The organism is uncultured Arcticibacterium sp. (genome assembly GCF_964021845.1).
GTDB lineage: Bacteria > Bacteroidota > Bacteroidia > Cytophagales > Spirosomataceae > Arcticibacterium.
In genome coordinates, this window is sequence record NZ_CAXHZC010000002.1 from 286077 (window position 1) to 303408 (window position 17332).

General features: G+C 36.3%; 21 protein-coding genes. 9 read left to right on the forward strand and 12 right to left on the reverse strand.

Features of this window, described 5'->3' with window-relative positions:
- Nucleotides 1-83: 83 nt before the first annotated feature.
- The 12 genes from rpmA to AADJ06_RS07980 all read right to left on the reverse strand — a co-directional run bounded on the left by rpmA (nt 84) and on the right by AADJ06_RS07980 (nt 9027).
- On the reverse strand, nt 84-353 hold the full coding sequence (gene rpmA / locus AADJ06_RS07925) for a 50S ribosomal protein L27 (RefSeq protein WP_341225890.1): 270 nt from the start codon (nt 351-353) through the stop codon (nt 84-86).
- 64 nt (nt 354-417) lie between these two features.
- The gene (rplU, locus tag AADJ06_RS07930; RefSeq protein WP_341225891.1) at nt 418-729 is read right to left on the reverse strand and encodes a 50S ribosomal protein L21; all 312 of its coding nucleotides are present in this window, start codon (nt 727-729) and stop codon (nt 418-420) included.
- Between the two features lie 105 nt (nt 730-834).
- Nucleotides 835-1461: a lysoplasmalogenase gene (locus AADJ06_RS07935; protein WP_341225892.1), complete on the reverse strand. Its 627-nt coding sequence runs from the start codon at nt 1459-1461 to the stop codon at nt 835-837.
- Between the two features lie 9 nt (nt 1462-1470).
- Nucleotides 1471-2004, reverse strand: coding sequence for a 5'-3'-deoxyribonucleotidase (locus AADJ06_RS07940; protein ID WP_341225893.1), 534 nt, complete (start codon nt 2002-2004; stop codon nt 1471-1473).
- An 81-nt stretch (nt 2005-2085) separates the two neighbouring features.
- Nucleotides 2086-3441: a hypothetical protein gene (locus AADJ06_RS07945; protein ID WP_341225894.1), complete on the reverse strand. Its 1356-nt coding sequence runs from the start codon at nt 3439-3441 to the stop codon at nt 2086-2088.
- 10 nt (nt 3442-3451) lie between these two features.
- A complete protein-coding gene (locus AADJ06_RS07950) occupies nt 3452-4774 on the reverse strand; it encodes a hypothetical protein (protein ID WP_341225895.1) in 1323 nt (440 codons plus the stop codon).
- Nucleotide 4775: 1 nt separating this feature from the next.
- A complete protein-coding gene (locus AADJ06_RS07955) occupies nt 4776-5627 on the reverse strand; it encodes a hypothetical protein (RefSeq protein ID WP_341225896.1) in 852 nt (283 codons plus the stop codon).
- Nucleotide 5628: 1 nt separating this feature from the next.
- Entirely contained in the window at nt 5629-6195 is a 567-nt protein-coding gene (locus AADJ06_RS07960; protein ID WP_341225897.1) for a hypothetical protein, read from the reverse strand.
- Nucleotides 6179-6703: an RNA polymerase sigma factor gene (locus AADJ06_RS07965; RefSeq protein WP_341225898.1), complete on the reverse strand. Its 525-nt coding sequence runs from the start codon at nt 6701-6703 to the stop codon at nt 6179-6181. The genes AADJ06_RS07960 and AADJ06_RS07965 overlap by 17 nt, the downstream gene beginning before the upstream one ends.
- 199 nt (nt 6704-6902) lie before the next feature.
- Nucleotides 6903-8090, reverse strand: coding sequence for a hypothetical protein (locus AADJ06_RS07970; RefSeq protein WP_341225899.1), 1188 nt, complete (start codon nt 8088-8090; stop codon nt 6903-6905).
- Nucleotides 8091-8097: 7 nt separating this feature from the next.
- The gene (locus tag AADJ06_RS07975; RefSeq protein ID WP_341225900.1) at nt 8098-8346 is read right to left on the reverse strand and encodes a T9SS type A sorting domain-containing protein; all 249 of its coding nucleotides are present in this window, start codon (nt 8344-8346) and stop codon (nt 8098-8100) included.
- Nucleotides 8347-8442: 96 nt separating this feature from the next.
- Nucleotides 8443-9027, reverse strand: a complete 585-nt coding sequence (locus AADJ06_RS07980; protein WP_341225901.1) for a Maf family nucleotide pyrophosphatase — start codon at nt 9025-9027, stop codon at nt 8443-8445.
- A gap of 92 nt (nt 9028-9119) precedes the next feature.
- On the opposite strand from AADJ06_RS07980, the gene AADJ06_RS07985 reads away from it, so the two are divergent.
- The 9 genes from AADJ06_RS07985 to AADJ06_RS08025 all read left to right on the forward strand — a co-directional run bounded on the left by AADJ06_RS07985 (nt 9120) and on the right by AADJ06_RS08025 (nt 17325).
- Complete coding sequence (locus tag AADJ06_RS07985) at nt 9120-9584, forward strand: MarR family transcriptional regulator (RefSeq protein ID WP_341225902.1); 465 nt, start codon at nt 9120-9122, stop codon at nt 9582-9584.
- Entirely contained in the window at nt 9581-10780 is a 1200-nt protein-coding gene (locus AADJ06_RS07990) for a prolyl oligopeptidase family serine peptidase (protein ID WP_341225903.1), read from the forward strand. Before AADJ06_RS07985 ends, AADJ06_RS07990 begins: the two co-directional genes overlap by 4 nt.
- A 111-nt stretch (nt 10781-10891) precedes the next feature.
- Nucleotides 10892-11212 (forward strand): Dabb family protein, encoded by a 321-nt coding sequence (locus AADJ06_RS07995; RefSeq protein ID WP_341225904.1) that lies wholly within the window; start codon nt 10892-10894, stop codon nt 11210-11212.
- 33 nt (nt 11213-11245) lie between these two features.
- Nucleotides 11246-12532, forward strand: a complete 1287-nt coding sequence (locus AADJ06_RS08000; protein ID WP_341225905.1) for a hypothetical protein — start codon at nt 11246-11248, stop codon at nt 12530-12532.
- An 84-nt stretch (nt 12533-12616) separates the two neighbouring features.
- Nucleotides 12617-13819 carry an ROK family transcriptional regulator gene (locus tag AADJ06_RS08005; RefSeq protein ID WP_341225906.1) on the forward strand — a complete coding sequence of 401 codons (1203 nt, stop codon included), beginning with the start codon at nt 12617-12619 and terminating at the stop codon, nt 13817-13819.
- A gap of 41 nt (nt 13820-13860) precedes the next feature.
- The gene (locus tag AADJ06_RS08010; RefSeq protein WP_341225907.1) at nt 13861-14784 is read left to right on the forward strand and encodes an aspartate carbamoyltransferase catalytic subunit; all 924 of its coding nucleotides are present in this window, start codon (nt 13861-13863) and stop codon (nt 14782-14784) included.
- 7 nt (nt 14785-14791) lie between these two features.
- Nucleotides 14792-15304 carry an NADH-quinone oxidoreductase subunit C gene (locus tag AADJ06_RS08015; RefSeq protein ID WP_341225908.1) on the forward strand — a complete coding sequence of 171 codons (513 nt, stop codon included), beginning with the start codon at nt 14792-14794 and terminating at the stop codon, nt 15302-15304.
- Between the two features lie 3 nt (nt 15305-15307).
- Nucleotides 15308-15802, forward strand: coding sequence for a metallophosphoesterase family protein (locus tag AADJ06_RS08020; RefSeq protein ID WP_341225909.1), 495 nt, complete (start codon nt 15308-15310; stop codon nt 15800-15802).
- A gap of 8 nt (nt 15803-15810) precedes the next feature.
- Complete coding sequence (locus AADJ06_RS08025) at nt 15811-17325, forward strand: hypothetical protein (protein ID WP_341225910.1); 1515 nt, start codon at nt 15811-15813, stop codon at nt 17323-17325.
- The last annotated feature ends 7 nt before the right edge of the window (nt 17326-17332 follow it).

The window sequence follows — 17332 nt, forward strand, 5'->3', positions numbered from 1 at the left end:
TCATAAAATACCTAAACGTCATTTAACACCAAAAGCCAAACTCATTTCTGAATTTGGCTTTAATATTTTTAGACCGTCTTTATTTACGCTTCTGCTCCTTCTGCAGGCAAAACGTGAACAAAAGACTTACCGCCACGACCTTTCTTAAAAGTCACAACACCGTCTTTTAATGCAAATAAGGTATGGTCACGACCAAGGCCTACATTTACACCTGGGTTATGAGGAGTACCACGCTGACGAACAATAATGTTACCCGCGATAGCCGCCTGACCACCAAATAATTTTACGCCTAAACGCTTACTTTCCGACTCTCTTCCGTTTCGAGAACTACCTACACCTTTCTTATGTGCCATTATTCTAGATATTTTAGTGGATTTGATTTCTTTTGAAAATCAAAAACCAGTGAATTAATTTTAATTAAGCTACGATATCGCTAATCATCACTTTCGTCAAATACTGACGGTGACCATTACTTTTTTGGTAACCCTTTCTACGTTTTTTCTTAAAAACTATCACTTTGTCACCTTTAAGGTGCTCTAAAATAGTAGCTTTTACTTTAGCACCTTCTACAGTAGGAGCACCTACAGTAACGGTTCCATTATTATCTACAAGGAGTACCTTGTCAAATACAAGCTCAGCGTCCGTGTCACCTTCTAATCTATGAGTGAAGATGTAACGACCCTTTTCAACTTTAAATTGCTGGCCTGCGATCTCTACGATTGCGTACATTATTAATTAATTTATGTTATAAATTGGCTTGCAAAAGTACGACAACTATTTTGAAATCGCAAAGCCTAATTTAAAACTAGCTTTCCAAATCCTCAAGCAACCACCTTAACTCTTTATTAATAAGCCTTTAACTATTAAAAACTGAGCTAAACCATAAGTAATCATCACCCAAAAAGAAGACCATAAAACTGGCTGAACGAACTCATTAACCGCTATAAAAGCATCGGAAATCACAAACAAGACCGCCCCTACTAAAACATATTCAAAGCTTTTAACATTTACCGCTCTACAAGACGCAAGATAGGCCATGGTACTAATCACCAGCATATAAATATAAACGGGGATAGTCATATCGTTTGATAACTTATTCCAGAGAACCCCAAAACAAAACAGCCCTGTGAAACCTAAAAAAGGCAACACTTTAAGCAAAGAGAGCTTGATAGCTTTGCTATAAATAAAAATATATACCAAATGAGCCAAAAGGAAGGCCCCTAATCCAAATACAAAGAAGCCTTCTCTATCAAACATCAAAAACAAATCGCCAGCCCATGAAAACAGCAAAGCCAATATCAAAGGCCACTTAAAAGAAACATTACGCCCCTCTAACCAAACTAGCCCTACCAAGACTGGCATAAGTAATGGCTTTGTAAGAAAAGCCAGCTCCTGAATCCCGAATAAGCCACTAATAATATTTAGGGCTAGTAAAGCGAAATAAAGGACCCTTAATTTCATGGTAGTTTTTTATAGTAAAACGTCAGCTATTTCTTTCCAGCTATGAACTCGTTGATGGCCTTCTGTTTTCACATTATGAATGGCGTCAAAAAGCAAAGTTTGACCATCAAAAACACTTAAGTTTTTCAGATGGTCATCAATTAAAATATCGCCTTTTAATATACTCTTATCTCCACAGAGTATCATATTTTTCCAGTGAATGAACGGAAAGTGCTCTTCTAACCACTCATGCTTTTCCTTTAAAGAATTAGGAAACTCCATGGCAGCCGAAGCTATATAAACATTATACTTTTGATTAAGCTCTCTTACTACCTCTATAGCATCATCTTTGACCGCTAGGTTTCTAAAAAAGCCAGGATTATGCAGTTGGTTTCTTATTGTAAGGTAATTAACGCCTATTTCTTCTTCCCAAAGCGTGTTTTGAGCAAGGCTTTCCTTAGTATGATTCGTTTTAAAATGTGCGTTATATAAATCTAAAATGCCTTGACCAGCATCGGCCATTACATCATCCATATCTAAAAAAAGTATCTTCTTTTCGGGCATATAGTTTTTTTCTTCAAAGATAAGAGTTTTGAAATCCCATGCCTCAGTTCCGTTTAAAGATATGATTAAGCTTTGTTGCTTTTAAAAAGCATACCCGAACTTAACATTTGGCTGCACCCTTAGATTTAAATCGCCAAAAACTTCATAAGGAGCAAGACTAATCTTTCCAGCGTCTATTGAAATATCAAAAAAGTATTTATCCAATATCTTTCTTTGATAACCTATAGTTCCTCCATAGTTAAATGGGTATTCTTCTGCATATACAGTGTACGAATCTTTAGGTGAACCTACCTGTGCCAACTTTACAAATGAACCAAGATACAAACCAAACAAACCTTCGGCACTTTTGCCTGTGGCTACATCATGCTTTTGTGTTACATAATATCTCAGGCTTAGACCTGCACTGAAATAAAAATTATCATTCCATTTTAATTCGGCATCTTCAAATTTAGGTCTTTCAAAGAAACCCGACTCTTGCGAGCCTAAAAGGACATTTTCGCCAGAATAAGGATAAAATTTCAGCCCAGCCCAGCTGAAACCTACATCTCCAGTTAAAGAAAGAGGCAAATGCCCTAACTTATATTCATAGGACAAATTACTACTTATGTTTCTAAAGTAAGAATCGAGATAAAGTAAATTTGAAACATCAATTTTCAGCATACTTTTTACCTCTTTTTGACAATTAATAAACTCACAAAAGTCAAATTCCTTTTTATTCCTTGGAAAGTCTAAACCAATCCCTACCGCCGCTTTAGTAGCCAAAAATGGGATGAAAGTACTGGCTGAACTATTTCTAAAATACAAACCATCAATTCCCATTACTTTCGGTCTTACTTGTTTCATTCCAAAACTTAGAGAATAGTCTAATAGCGAGCCCAGCTGCTTCCCAAGACTGATTTTAACTTGACTGTGTCCATTAGCATAAGGTGAAATATTGAAAGGAGCTAAATACCCGCCTTTTGAGTTTTGGGGAGGGTCAGGATGAATCCCAAAATTCACCCTGATACCACCATCGCCATCATGTTTTTTGTATAGAAAACTTAGAGCAAGGTAATTTCCATTCAGGTTCTTTGCTGCACCTTTTTTCTTAAAGTAGTTCCTAAATTCCACGCCATACCTCCACTGCTGGTAGCCATCAAATTTAGTGGTTGGCTTCTGACTAAGCAGCAAGCGTGCAGATAGATTATCAATCAGCCTATACTCCGTCGAAAACTCCATACCCTTGTAAGCAATAGGTAATCTAGGGCTATAATCATACAATCCTGCTTTAAAACGCCATCTTTTGTCAGAGTTTTGCCCAAATGCTTTATCAAACTCTTCATGTAACCTTACTGGTTCAAACTCTTTTACAATTTCTGTGTTGTAGTTTAAATAGGTACTATCTTGGGCTACTAAAAGCGAAGGAAGTATTAGAAATAAGGTAAGTAGTTTTTTCATTTTCCTAGATTTAAAAAGCATACCCAAATTTGAAATAAGGATTAACTGTCAGCCTTCCAATACTTATATTTCCTGCCGTATCATCACCGAACCTAGTTCCTACATCAATAAAATGTTTAGAACCTACCTTTTTCTGAAAACCAACTAAAGGCCCCCAAGCTGAGATTTGCTTCGTATCACCAACCCAATTGACAAATTTTTCACTATTAAATCTACTATCAAGAAGTCCTCTTTTGACATAAGCTCCAACGTATAGCCCATGCAAACCTTCCTGTGCTTTACCTGCTAATACTTGCTTTTTCTGAAGTGGATAATATCGCAACTCAGCGGTGGCTACGACTGTCAAATTTTCTCTAGAAACCTTTTTGTCTTCATATTTTGGAATCATATAATTTTGCCAGCCTTCCCTTTCTACTTCAATTTGCCCCACCTGATTGTATGCTACATAACGCTGTGCTCCAATGTTCATACCCAATGAAATAGAAACAGGAAGGCTCCCCAGCTTCTGCTCGTATGCTATTCCGGTCTGGACATTCTGTTTAAATTGGTCTACATAAAACATCCCCGAAAAGTCTACCTTAAAAAGGTGGTTTATTTTCTCATTACAATTCAGAAAAGAGCAAAACTCCTTAACCGCTTTTTCCCTTGGAAAATCTAAACCAAGACTGATACTGGAATAACTACTCAAATATGGCATATACTTTTTAGCCTTTTCAGTATAATTCAGCACCCCTTGCTCATCTAAAAAAGAATCTTTTGCCCGCTTTACACCAATCTTTATTCCCATATCCATAAAGCTCCCAAATTGCTGACCAAATCTCAAATCAGCAACACTTCTTCCTGCCGAGTATATATTCTGATCATAACTAAAGTTAAAGCCTCCCAAAATTTGATTCCCATAAATAGACTCAAAATCAGAAAAGTTAAAAGTCTTAGAGAGTGAAACATACTTTCCTGATAAGTTTGTACTGGCCACTTTCTTTTTGAGATATTTCCTATATTCTAAATTTGCAATCAAATAACTCGGTATAAAATCCGCTGACCTGGTCTTTTGATAAAAATCCAGCTTAACAGAATTTTGAGGAAATAGCTTAAACTCACCAGAAATCATCCACGTTTTCTGCGTAGAAAAAACAAAATTATCAAAACTCTTTAGCCCACCCTTAACTCTTATTTTCACCTCTTTATCATAGCCAAAAGCATTTTCAAAGGCATCTACAAGTTTCACTTGCTCAAAGGCATTAACCCTACTTGAACTGTACTGTATATAGGTACTGTCTTGAGCATAAAGCCCCTGATTCGCAACAAAAAATAGAAGTAATAACTTTTTCATTTTATTTAATTTTCAAGTTGCCTGAATTTGTTTCAATTTCTAACATGGTGGAGGCCTTTTCATTATAAACTTCAAGCCCTTTTAAAGCTTCTGGTATTTGAAGTGAGGTACCCTTTAAATCTAGTTTGTATCCAGCACGCTTCCAGTCTGCACTCGACAGTTCTATGAGAGCATTTTTGCTAGAAATTACAATCTCCTGCCCTTCTGGTAAATAACTATAAGTCAGACTTCCATACGTAATATCACCTTTAAATCCGGACTTATGAGAAGTCACCAAATTAGTACTATGGTCTGTATTAAGGTTAAGTGCCTTTATACCCTTCCCCATGGTATTTTCACCGAAATAAGACTTCACTTTAGCAGCTCCTTCGCAGTCTAAAGTTTCCGTTTGACAAAACTTTAGGTCTAAATCAAGACTTGCTTTGAGTCCTTTCAATGCTACTTCGCCAAAGCTATTACTAAGCTTTACTTCTAAGTTTCTCGGAACGTAAATAATGTATTCTGCATCATAATTTGACTGAGGCTTGGCTTGTCCTTTTTTCAAAACCAGGTAGTTCCTTAAAAAATAAGTTTTGCCCATTTTTTGATTTAAGAAGTCCATGTAAGCGAGTTCCTTTTCGGCTACTTCTTTATTAGGATGTTTGGTAGAAATATTGACTTTAAAACTTATGGTGGTTTTATCCCATCCTATTACTTTTACATCTGCCCTTTCTGCGGTAATTTGAATTTGTGTGAGTCCTTTAGCACTTAATTGTTTTTGTATGGATTTAGTAATGATTTGTAGTTTCACCTGACCAATGGAAACCCGCGGAAACCAAAGCAAGATTCCCAGAAATAAGATTAGCTTTTTCATATTATATGAGTTTTGCCAATTGATTTATAAGTTGTGTTTTTTCTCTTTCTATGGCCTCCAGCTGCTGCAATAAGCCTTCATCTATATTATAGTCACCCATCACTTCCCTCAAATCACTCTCCGCCATTTTAAGATATTCATATTCTGCTTTTAGGTTTTCAAATTCATGATCGTCACATGCCACGGTTTGAATTTCACAAAAAGCTAGAATCTCCTTGTATGCTTTTTCAGAGCTCAGGTTTTCAGGTAAAATCTTTATCTCTTCTATACTTTTTTGAGCATAAACCAAGTCTTCTTTGGATTGGAAATAAAAGACAGAAAAGCTAAAAACAACTAATACACAGGCAGCCACCGACCACCATTTAATTCGGCTATTTCTATCTAAAGAATTTTCTAGTTTAAGCCAAGAATCCGCCTTAGGCTTATACAGAGGCAAGTCTTCTAGGTTCTGTTTTAAAACAGATTGGTCTAGCTTCTTCTCCACCTTTGACCAGAGGTCATTCTGAGGAACAAACTCTTGGAGGTTTTTCAGCTGTTGCGATATGTCTTTTTTATCCTTGTGTTCCATCTAATTTTAAAACCAATTCTTTCAATTTCTTTTTGCCATGATAAAGCTGAGACTTAGAAGTACCAACCGCTATGCCCAGCATTTCGCTAATTTCGTGGTGTTTATAACCTTCTATTTCATAGAGCACTATCACTGTTCTGAAACCTTCTGGCAGCATCAGTAAAGCCTTTTGAAGCAGCTCTCCGTCATATTGCTTATCCCAAACAATTTCCTTTTCGGCAGCTAAAGAATCCAGTTCTTCAAAAATCACCCTCTTCCGGTATTTATTTATGGCCTTTCTACTGACAATCACCTTAATCCAAGCTCCAAGTGTACTTTTCATCCGGAAATTTTTAATGCCAGAGAAAACCTCTAAAAAAGCTTCTTGAAGCACATCTTCCGCCTCCGAAAAATCACCACATAACCTGTAGGCAAGCGTAAACATAGCCGTCTTATACTTTTCATAAAGTAACTTCTGGCATTCGCGATTTTTAGAAATACAGCCTTTTACAAGCTTGGCTTCGGTCATTCAGCGTGGTGTTTGTATTAAAGTGCAGAAAAGAGGAAGAATGGTTGTATGCGTCTATAAATATCCGATTAAAATCAGGTTTAGCAAATACAGAATACCTTCTAGTCTGGCTTAAAAAGCCAATTAGCAATGAAAAGTATTTCTTTAGTAGAAAGAGAAGAATTCAAAACCGATTGATTTCGAAAAAAACAAGTCTGAACTATTTCACCCAGTAAAGGTCAATACCTCCACCGAAGAAGATATTATTTGCTAGCTCATTATCATTAAAAACACCAGCATGAGCATCTAGAAGTATGCCTCCCATGAGCATTTTTTGAGCACCAAGGCCTAAACCCAAATTAAAAGAAGAGAATTTATCATACTCCCAAAATTGTCTTTTAACCTCCTCAGTACCCGTCATAACTTGGGCAGATGCTTTTAAATAAAGGCCTTCCAAAGTAGAACCACCCTGCTCTATTCCTTTATGCCCAAGGTAATATCGGAGTTCTGGAGAGAAGAAAAATGAAATGTATTGACGTAAATAAGACTCCGTAGAAATTTCAGAATCGCTCACATCTAAAAACTTAGCCCTATAATTAAATGCTTCGGCTGTCAGGTTCACCGAAAGTCCTGATTTTCCGAAACCATATTCATAGCCAATTTTCGGATGAAAGAAGAAACCCTTCTTTGAAACGCTTAAAACGTCATTAATACCAAATTTTAACAAATAAGAATTATCTACTTTTTGATTAAGATTAGCTCTCCAAAGTTGATTAAAGTCACCGTTTCCTATTGGCAAAGCCAATGAACTGTAAGTTTTGAGAATTCCCGAACTAACCTTACCCCTACTTTTCTTTTGAAGCTTTTCAATTCCTCCAAAAACACCAAAATCTACAAAGCCTTGAAATTGCCTTCCAAATTTTAAACCTAAAGCATAGTTGGTTTCATAAGGACGATTTGATTCAGGAGAACCTGCAAACAAAAAAGGCAGCTCGTTTAAGCTCCCATTATTTAATATGTAAGAAAAAGAAGGTGCCAAATAAGTCCCACTGAATGAAGCTCCTGTTTTTAGTTTGTAAATAGGGTCAAAGAAATATCTTATTTCGGCTACCGCGTTTAAGTCGTTAGCATAAGCAGTCCAGCTTTCATGGCTTTCTATACCCAAGTTTAAACTCAAGTTTTCTCCAAAACCTAGTTCTACATGACCATTAAATTTAAAAGAGCTATAGCTAGTCCGAGCCGAATTAGCATTCAAATACCCTCCTACTTTTAGTAAAGCACTAAGTCCTGGCTTTTCTAAAACAGTGTTTTGAATATTACTATCATGTGATAATGAATCTATTGATGAAGCCAAAGAGCTTAAACTACTCTCTGAAAATATCACCAAAAATAGAAGTATTGATTTCATATTTAAATCAAGGTTGGTAGCCTAAAACCACCTTTTTTGAGCGGATAAAATCACCCTGATTTACTATCACAAAGTAGTTACCATCTTTTAAACCCGTTAGGTCAAAATCATGCAAGCCTTTGTCATGTACAGCTTCTTGCAAAATTTTCCCAGGCAAATCTTGAAGTTGAAAATGCGTTTCAATATCCTTCGCCACTTTAACATATACCTTTAAATCTTCCTCATTAAGATATATTACCACATCGTCTTTTATCATAATTTAGCCTTTCTAATGGCAAATATTAAGTTTAAAGCACTAATTAACAAGAAAAGCCATGATAGAAATATCAATTTCAACGCCTGACTAATTGAGCTAGGCTGGCGAGAGAATAAACCTTTTCAAGTTTTTATAAACCAAATGAATTGGCAAACCCATGACCGTATAAAAAGAGCCTTGAAGACTTTTTACGCCTATCATTCCAATAAAATCCTGAATACCATAAGCTCCTGCTTTATCAAATGGCTTACACACTCTAATGTAATAGGCTATCTCGGCAGCTGTTAGTTCTTCAAAATCAACTAGGCAGGTATCATAAAAACTTTCTACCATACCACCCGTTTTGAAAGCTACTCCAGTAATAACTTCATGCTTTTTACCACTCAACGCTTTTAACATTGCGGTAGCTTCTTGCTCATTTTCTGGTTTATTCAAAATTTGACCATCTAAAACCACCACCGTATCCGAACACAAAACTATTTTATCAGAATAATCTTCACCAAACTCTTTAAGCTTTTGCTCCGCCAAAAAGACGGGAATCTCTTCTGCACTTTGCTTGGCGTCAAACTCCTCAGAAGTTGGTTTAGTTTCAACTTCAAAACTAAAACCTGCATTTTCAAGTATTTCTTTTCTTCTTGGTGAGCCCGAACCTAATATTAATTGCTTTGATAATTTAATCATAATAAGAACTAAAACTTAAGGTTTTTGCGTTGATAAGTCTCAAGTCTATTTTAAGTGTTTTAACATACATAAATCTATAGGCGAACAAAGTTATGACATTAGAAAAAGATATAAAGCAAACAAAAGCATTTAAAAACCCTGTTGAAAAAACTTTTGTAAACATCATGTTTACAAACAATAGAATTTGCGATTTACAATACAAAACGCTAAAAAATCAGGATTTAACCTTTCAACAATATAACGTCTTAAGAATTCTAAAAGGGCACCATCCTGAGCCCATTACCATTAATGGAATCATAGAAAGAATGTTAGATAAAATGTCTAATGCTTCTAGGCTAGTAGATAAGCTCGTACAAAAGGAGTACGTAAGTAGAGATTTCAGGGCTGATGACAGACGAGCCTGCGATGTAACTATTACCCAGAAAGGACTTGCTTTTTTAGAAAAAGTTACAACAGACATACAATCAGAAATGTTTGATCGCAAAGGCATGAGCAAAAAAGATTTAGAGACACTCAATACATTACTTGATAACTTTAGAGACATCTACGAACAATGAGAAAAACCCAATTAGCCTTTTTATTCCTTTTTAGCCTCGTCTTTTTCGTCTCATGCGATTCTGATGATGTACAAGTTCAAGAAAATCAACACTTAAAGAGTGTAGAACTAGTAGGTACTTTAGAAAAAGAAGCCTTTAAAGAGAAAATTGCACCTATTTTAGGAGAACAAGGTTCCACTGTGCTGCTTTTTGTTCAGTCAGGTATAAAACAGTACAAAATCACGTACGAAACTAAAGATGTTTATGGAAACACCATTTTAGCTTCTGGAGCTGTTCTAATTCCGACAGACATTACTGGAAATTTAGCCATGGCCAGCCTTCACCATGGTACCCTATTTAATGAGGCAGATGCACCTTCATATTTCAAATTTGAAACAGAAACTACATTAGCTTCTTTCATGGCTTCCACCGGAATTATAGTGGGGATGCCTGATTATGTAGGTTATGGAGAATCAAAAAACTTAGCCCACCCTTACGAGCATTATGAGGGACTAGGCGAACCAGGAGCAGACTTCATCCAAGCCATGGTAGAAATGGTAAAAGACGAAGAAGGTATAGTATGGAATGATGTATTAATGTTAGGTGGCTACTCTGAAGGAGGCTATGCTGCCATGGCTACACATAAATGGATTGAGGAAAAACTAGGCGGAGCTTTAAAAGTAAAAGTTTCTGTTTGTGGAGCTGGTGCTTATAATAAAACCGCCACTTTCAAAAAACTATTGAACGAAGGTGGAAGTTCTGCTTTAGCAAATAACCGCTCTTATATCTGGGTTTTAAGAACTTATAATGAGATTTACGGTCTGAATAAACCAATGTCTTATTACTTTAAGGAACCCTACGCATCGGAAATTGAGTCAAAAGGCCTTGAAGCAGTTATTGAAACTAGCTTAAAAGAAACAGCTACTGATCAGTTTAAAGACGATGTAAACAATGGCAACAATCCCGAATTAATAGCTGCAGTGGCTGCAAATGACATTTATGATTGGAAACCTAATGCCAAAGTTATTCTCTATCATGGCACAGCAGATGATTACGTCCCTTTCTTAAACTCAGAAACGGCCTTTAATGCTATGACAAATAAGGGTGCCAATGTTAGCCTTATTCCAGTAGAAGATGGTGACCATGGTTCTACTATTTCTAGTTACTTTTTGGGTGTTTTACAAGAGTTTTCTAGTAATAAAGCTGCTAGTAATTAGTAAGTTAGGAGAGTTAAATGAACAGGTTTTTACTGACTTAGTTCTGTAGATAATCACAAGAACGCTTCTATTCTAAATTTGAGTGGCTATTTTTGCTAAAAAAATAACTATATGTCATCATTACAGAAAGGTTTTGTTCATACCGTATTCTTTTGGCTTAAAGAGAAAGACAATGCAGAACATCGTGCTGCCTTAAAAGCAGGTGTTTTAAAGCTTGCCGAAAATGAGCTTATTGCTACTGCACACGTTGGTTCGCCTGCAGATACTAACAGAGAAGTTATAGATTCTACTTACGACTTTTCCATTACTTTTATCTTTAAAAATAAGGCAGACCATGATGAATATCAGGTACATCCAAAGCATCTAGTGTTTATTGACACCTGTGCTCATTTATGGACTAAAGTACAAGTCTACGACGCAGAGGGCTTATAAGCTCTCTGTTTCTCTCACCATTCCTAATAATTAATGAAAAAGTGTTTCCTTCTAATTTTCACCTTACTTATTGAGTCGGCTTTTGCACAAAACATCACTTTTGACGCAAAAGGCTTAGTCTTTTTGTCTGATGCCGACATGTCTGCATTTACGCTTATAGATGGCAAACTGCGAAAGACCGGTGAAAGTACCGACCAACTTTCAAGCCTCACTTTTCCGTTATCTTATGGAAACCCAGCTCAAATAAAAAGTGATAAAGCTTCTAACTCCGTACTTAATAGCAAACGAAACATTGCTATTTCTTCAAATCAAAAACTAGCCTACATTTTAGAAACTAAAGGGGAAACTAAATTTGACCAAACTTCTTTTACCGACATGGAGCAAGATTTTCCCATGGGAAAATATGTAACGGTGGTAAATATTGAAAACCTTAATCAACCTGAGTCTCAATACAGATTTCCAGTTGGCGAAAACCCAAGTGCTATCTCAATAAGCCCTAAGAATAACTATTTGGCCGTAAGCTGCGACCAATACGGAAAAGAAATTCAAATTTTCGAGTTAGACAATTCAGGAAAACCACAAAGAATAATTAAGAAGCCTAATAATTTTGAGCCCGGCAGAATAGTGGATGTGGTATGGCATTCTAGTGGTGATTACCTAGCATATATAAATGAAGGCGAAGGACAAGTAGGCTTAATAAAAGTGCTTCGAGATGGTCCTACCCAGCAAATTATACGCTTAGAAAATGTTGGCGAACCAGTTACTGTAGGAGGAAAACCAACCATGGGAAAATTTACACCTGATGGAAAATACTTTTTAGTGTTAGACAAAAGGAAGGAACTTACCAATCAAGAGTCAAAAGAAAAAGGAGAGCTCTTTGTGATCAAATTTAACATGGATACTCAAAGCCATTTCCTGCTTTCTAAGGCCACCGTAGGCGAAAATCCATTGGGCTTTGAAATTCACCCAGAAGGAAATTACATTTTAGTAAATAACCTGAAACGCTCTTTTTATCCTCCTGAGAAGTTTGCAGACTCAGGAGAATCATCGCTATCGGTTCTTTACCTTGGGCATGACGGCTCTATCTCTAATAAACTTGAATTTCCGATTGACGGAATTTTGCCAGCCTCCGTCGCTTTCGACAAAACAGGTAGAAATATTGCTTTCTCAGTTTACCAATATCTAACATTTGGTTTTTCTTTCGGGGGAATTGAATTCTTAAAATTTGACCCGCAGTCCAAAAAGATGATTGAATACCAAAAGGGCAAAATATATGTTCCAAGAGGAATAAATAGCCTAAGAGTTATCAAAGAATACTAGACTTCCTAAAATAAATAAAAAAATAAGCCATTTTCGGAGTAAAAGTTTACATTTGGACTAGTATTAATAATATTTTTTAGGAATATGTCCTCAGATCCACTGTTTCTCTCACCGCAATCACTCGTTGATAGCAAAAAAAGAAGAAGCTACGCCAAGATTTTAGCTAACCTCTATAAAAACGGAAGCACTTCTATTGCCAGTTTGGCAAAGGAGCTCCACACTAGCGTACCATCTATAACTTCCATGCTTGCAGATTTAATGGAAAACGGATGGGTGATGGAAACAGGCTCAGCTAAAACAAAATCAGGTAGACGTCCTGTTTTTTATGATCTTAACCCTCATAAGAAAAACATTTTGGTTATAGATGTTAACCTTTATGAAACTAATTTCATTTTTTTAAACCTGCGAAATGAAATTGTCACCAAAACGACATTAAAAATCAAAATTGCTGATGTTAAATACCTCAACGAGGTTTGTAAGGAAATTGACAATTTGCTTAAAATTAACACGCAAACTTGGGCAGTTGGTATTTCTGCTCCTGGTTTAATTGAGACTAAAAAAGGACTCAATTTTACACACCTAAACCTGAACCAAGACGACCTTTCTTTTGGAGAAGTTTTACATTCAAGGTATAAGTTACCAGTGTTTAGTATAAATGATACAAGGGCTTCATTGCTAGGCGAGCACCATTTTGGACTTGGTAAAGAAAAGATGAACGCTTTGCTGGTCAACTTGGATTGGGGAGTTGGACTGGGCATTTTGCATAATGGTGTTATAGTAGAAGGAACCGATGGTTTTGCCGGTGAAATTGGGCATATCCAAGTTATTCCAAACGGGAAGCTTTGTAAGTGTGGAAAAGTAGGCTGCCTAGAAACGGTGGCATCTGCCTCTGCTCTAATTACCCGAGCTCAAGAAGGTATTAAGGAAGGAAAAGCGACTTCATTACTAAAGCTCAAAAAAGAAATTGAACTTCAAGATGTTATAAACGCAGCATTAAAAGGCGATGAGTTTAGTATTGACATTATATATGACATAGGTCGTGAGTTAGGAAAAGGACTTTCTACAGCAGTTCACCTTTTTAATCCTGAAATAATTATAGTGGATGGCATATTAAAAACAGCCGGAGACCTTATTGTTTCCACTTTAATGCAATCGATTCAAAAGTACTGTCTGGCTCCTTTTAAGCAGAATTTGGCTGTACAAGTATCTCCTTTAAGTGAAGAAGCGAAGGTTTTTGGAACAAAGTCATTCGTTTTTGAAAGGATGATGGATTTTTATGCCAGCTAGACCACAGTTTTAATTAAATTTGTGAAACATTTCAGTTCCGAATGCAATCATTAAGTACCCGGCATTTATTAGGAATCAAGCATCTCCAGACCTCCGATATCGGCTTAATTCTGGAAACAGCTAAGGAATTTAAAGAAGTCATAAACAGACCAATCAAGAAAGTTCCCTCGCTACGTGACATTACTATTGCCAATGTTTTTTTTGAAAACTCTACTAGAACTAGACTCTCCTTTGAGCTAGCAGAAAAGAGACTTTCAGCAGATGTTATAAATTTCTCATCCGCCTCTAGTTCCGTAAAAAAGGGAGAAACACTCCTTGATACGGTTAATAACATTTTATCAATGAAAGTAGACATGGTGGTCATGCGTCATAGCAGTCCGGGAGCACCAGACTTTCTTTCAAATAAAATTAAGGCGAACATTGTTAACGCCGGAGATGGTACGCATGAACATCCTACCCAAGCTCTTTTAGATGCCTATTCTATGCAAGAGGCTGTTGGAGATTTGACAGGTAAAAAAGTAGCTATCATTGGTGACATTCTTCACTCCAGAGTAGCTCTTTCAAATATCTTTTGCCTTCAAAAATTAGGTGCAGAAGTGTTAGTTTGCGGGCCAAGCACTCTTATCCCAAAACACCTCCCAAGTTTAGGTGTAAAGGTAATGCATGACGTAAATGAAGCTTTAGCCTGGTGTGATATTGCGAATGTACTACGAATTCAGCTTGAGCGTCAGCAAATAAAATACTTTCCCTCTTTAAGAGAGTACTCTTTATACTTTGGAATAAATAAAGATATGCTAGACAGACTTGATAAAGAGATTGTATTGATGCACCCTGGCCCTATTAATAGAGGTGTAGAACTTAGCTCAGATGCTGCCGATTCAGAACATTCTATTATTTTAAATCAAGTAGAGAATGGTGTGGCAGTTAGAATGGCCGTTTTATATCTCTTAGCTCAAAAAAACTAAGTCAATTATGGATTTCTCTGCTTTTGAAAATATTAGTTCAGCCATTGAAGCCAAATTTGGATCTGAAAGTATTCTGGATAAGAAGTCGGAAGCTATTCAACCCTACATTGTTATTGACAAAAACAGTTTAGTAAAAATATGTGAGTTCCTATATACCGACGAACGCTTCTATTTTGACCTACTAAATTGTATCACGGCTATTGATAATGGTCCAGAAAACAATAGTATGGAATTATGGTATCATCTCACTTCTATCCCGTTTGAAAAGTCTTTTATCATTCGAGTAATTATAGACCGTACACCAAAAGAAAACGAAGAGCTACCAAGCGTGCCTTCGCTCAATTCTATCTGGAAAACGGCAAATTGGCATGAAAGAGAAGCTTTTGACCTTTTAGGAATCAATTTCTCTGACCATCCAGATTTAAGAAGAATTCTTTTACCTGCCGACTGGCTGGGCTATCCGCTGCGTCAAGATTACCAAGAAATGGAAACATATCATGGCATAAAGGTAAAATATTAGGCCATGGCGGTTATAGGTCTTATTTCTGACACGCACGGTTATTTAGACCCAAAAGTGGCGGAGCATTTTGCCCACTGTGACCAAATATGGCACATGGGAGATATAGGTGATGAAATTATTTTAAAAACGCTGAATGAAATAAAACCTACCATTGCAGTTTTTGGAAATATTGATTCTAAAGAAATTCAGTGGAATTTAGAAGAAAATGAAGTAATAGATTTAGAAGGACTTCGTTTTTTATTAAGACACATTGTGGGAATGCCTCCAAAGTATAATAAAGTCACAAAACGGCTTATATCTGAGCATAAAATTAATGTTCTAATATGTGGCCATTCTCATCAAAAATGTGTCATTAAAGACCAAGAAAACGGCATTATTTTTATTAACCCTGGAGCAGCCGGAAAGCAGGGTTTTCATAAAGAACGATATGTGATGATAATGACGGTTGAAAACAAAAAAATTGTAAATTTAGAACAGATTAAGCTCGGCAAACGATAAAGCTATTGATGGCATTTAATACCACTAACATTATAGAAAAAACCAAAGCTCCCTTTTGGAAGCTCTTATGCCTCATAGGCCTAATCAGTATATCATATAACACAAATGCTCAACTGGTTACTGAAAAGCGGATTGAAATAGAATTAAAAGACTCGGAAAACGACGGCTTTAATGTTATTTCTTTTGGAGACAAAGGCGTTCTAATGCTTAACAGTAAGTCAGATAACTTTGGAAGAAGAGTCGAAATCAACTTTGTTAAGTACGACACAACCTTAACTCAAGTATGGTTTAACAGCTACAAGCCGGGACTTTTATTTAAACTCGTCAAATATTTTGAAAGTGAAAACTACCTTTACTGCCTTTTTAGAGAAGAAGAAAAAGAGAACATTAGCATACTCAGACTAGATATCACTACAGGAGATTATGTAATATCCGAATCGAGATTACTTACTGCTATGGATATTGACCTATTTTCTGTTTTAAAAAGCAAGGCATTGGTTGGTGGAAGATATAATGACCGCCCTGTGGTAGAAATGATAAACCTCTTTGCAAATACTGCCAAAGTTTTTCCTGAAATTCACTCAAACAACTTAAAGCTAAATAATATTGAGGTAAATGATGCCGAAGGCTTAGTTTATGTACTTTTAAAGAATTCCAGAAACTGTAAGCTGTTTTTGAAAGTGTATGACTATGATGGTAAAATTATAGGTACTAAAACTTTGGGAGAAAAGAACAAGCTCCCACTTAACGGAAGATTAATTCAAATACCGAATGGCGATTATGTATTGGCAGGAAACTATGCCGATAACTGCTCCGACTACTCTGTAGGTTTTTATACGCATAGCCTAAGCCGCGAGGAAGAAACCAAGTATTACGACTTTGTGGATTTAGAAAATTTCTTAAGCTACATGCCCGAGAAAAGGCAAAACAGGTTAAAGTCTAGGATAAAAAAGAAAAATTTAAAAGGAAAAGACTTTAAACTTAGACAAAGGCTAATTCTTCAAGACCCTACTGAAAGCCCAGATGGGATGACCATTATGGCGGAAGTCTTTTATCCTGAATATAAAAACTACATTTCGAGCTATAGCTCTGTAGGAAGAAATTACCGCTGGGGAGATAACAACTATTATACCTATAATAATTTCAGGTATACACACGCTCTTATCCTGAATTTTGATAAAAACGGGAAGCTTATCTGGGATAACAGTATAAGCCTTAAAGACCTAGAAAGTAGAACTCTAGATCACAAAGTCCAATTTTCTGTAGTGGGTGATAAATACGTTATTGCCTACCCTGATGAAGGAATTATTAAAACATCTATCATTGATAAAAATGCGGAAACAATAGAAGAACTTCCGCTAGAATTGAAAGAAGAAGATCAACGAATTTTAGACACTTACCAAAGTGAACTTTCGGCCTGGTACGGTCATACTTTCTTGGCTTACGGAATTCAAAGCGTTCGTAAAAATTCTGCCATAAATTCAAAGCAGGTTTTCTACCTGAGTAAGCTTACTTATGAATAGGTCTTCT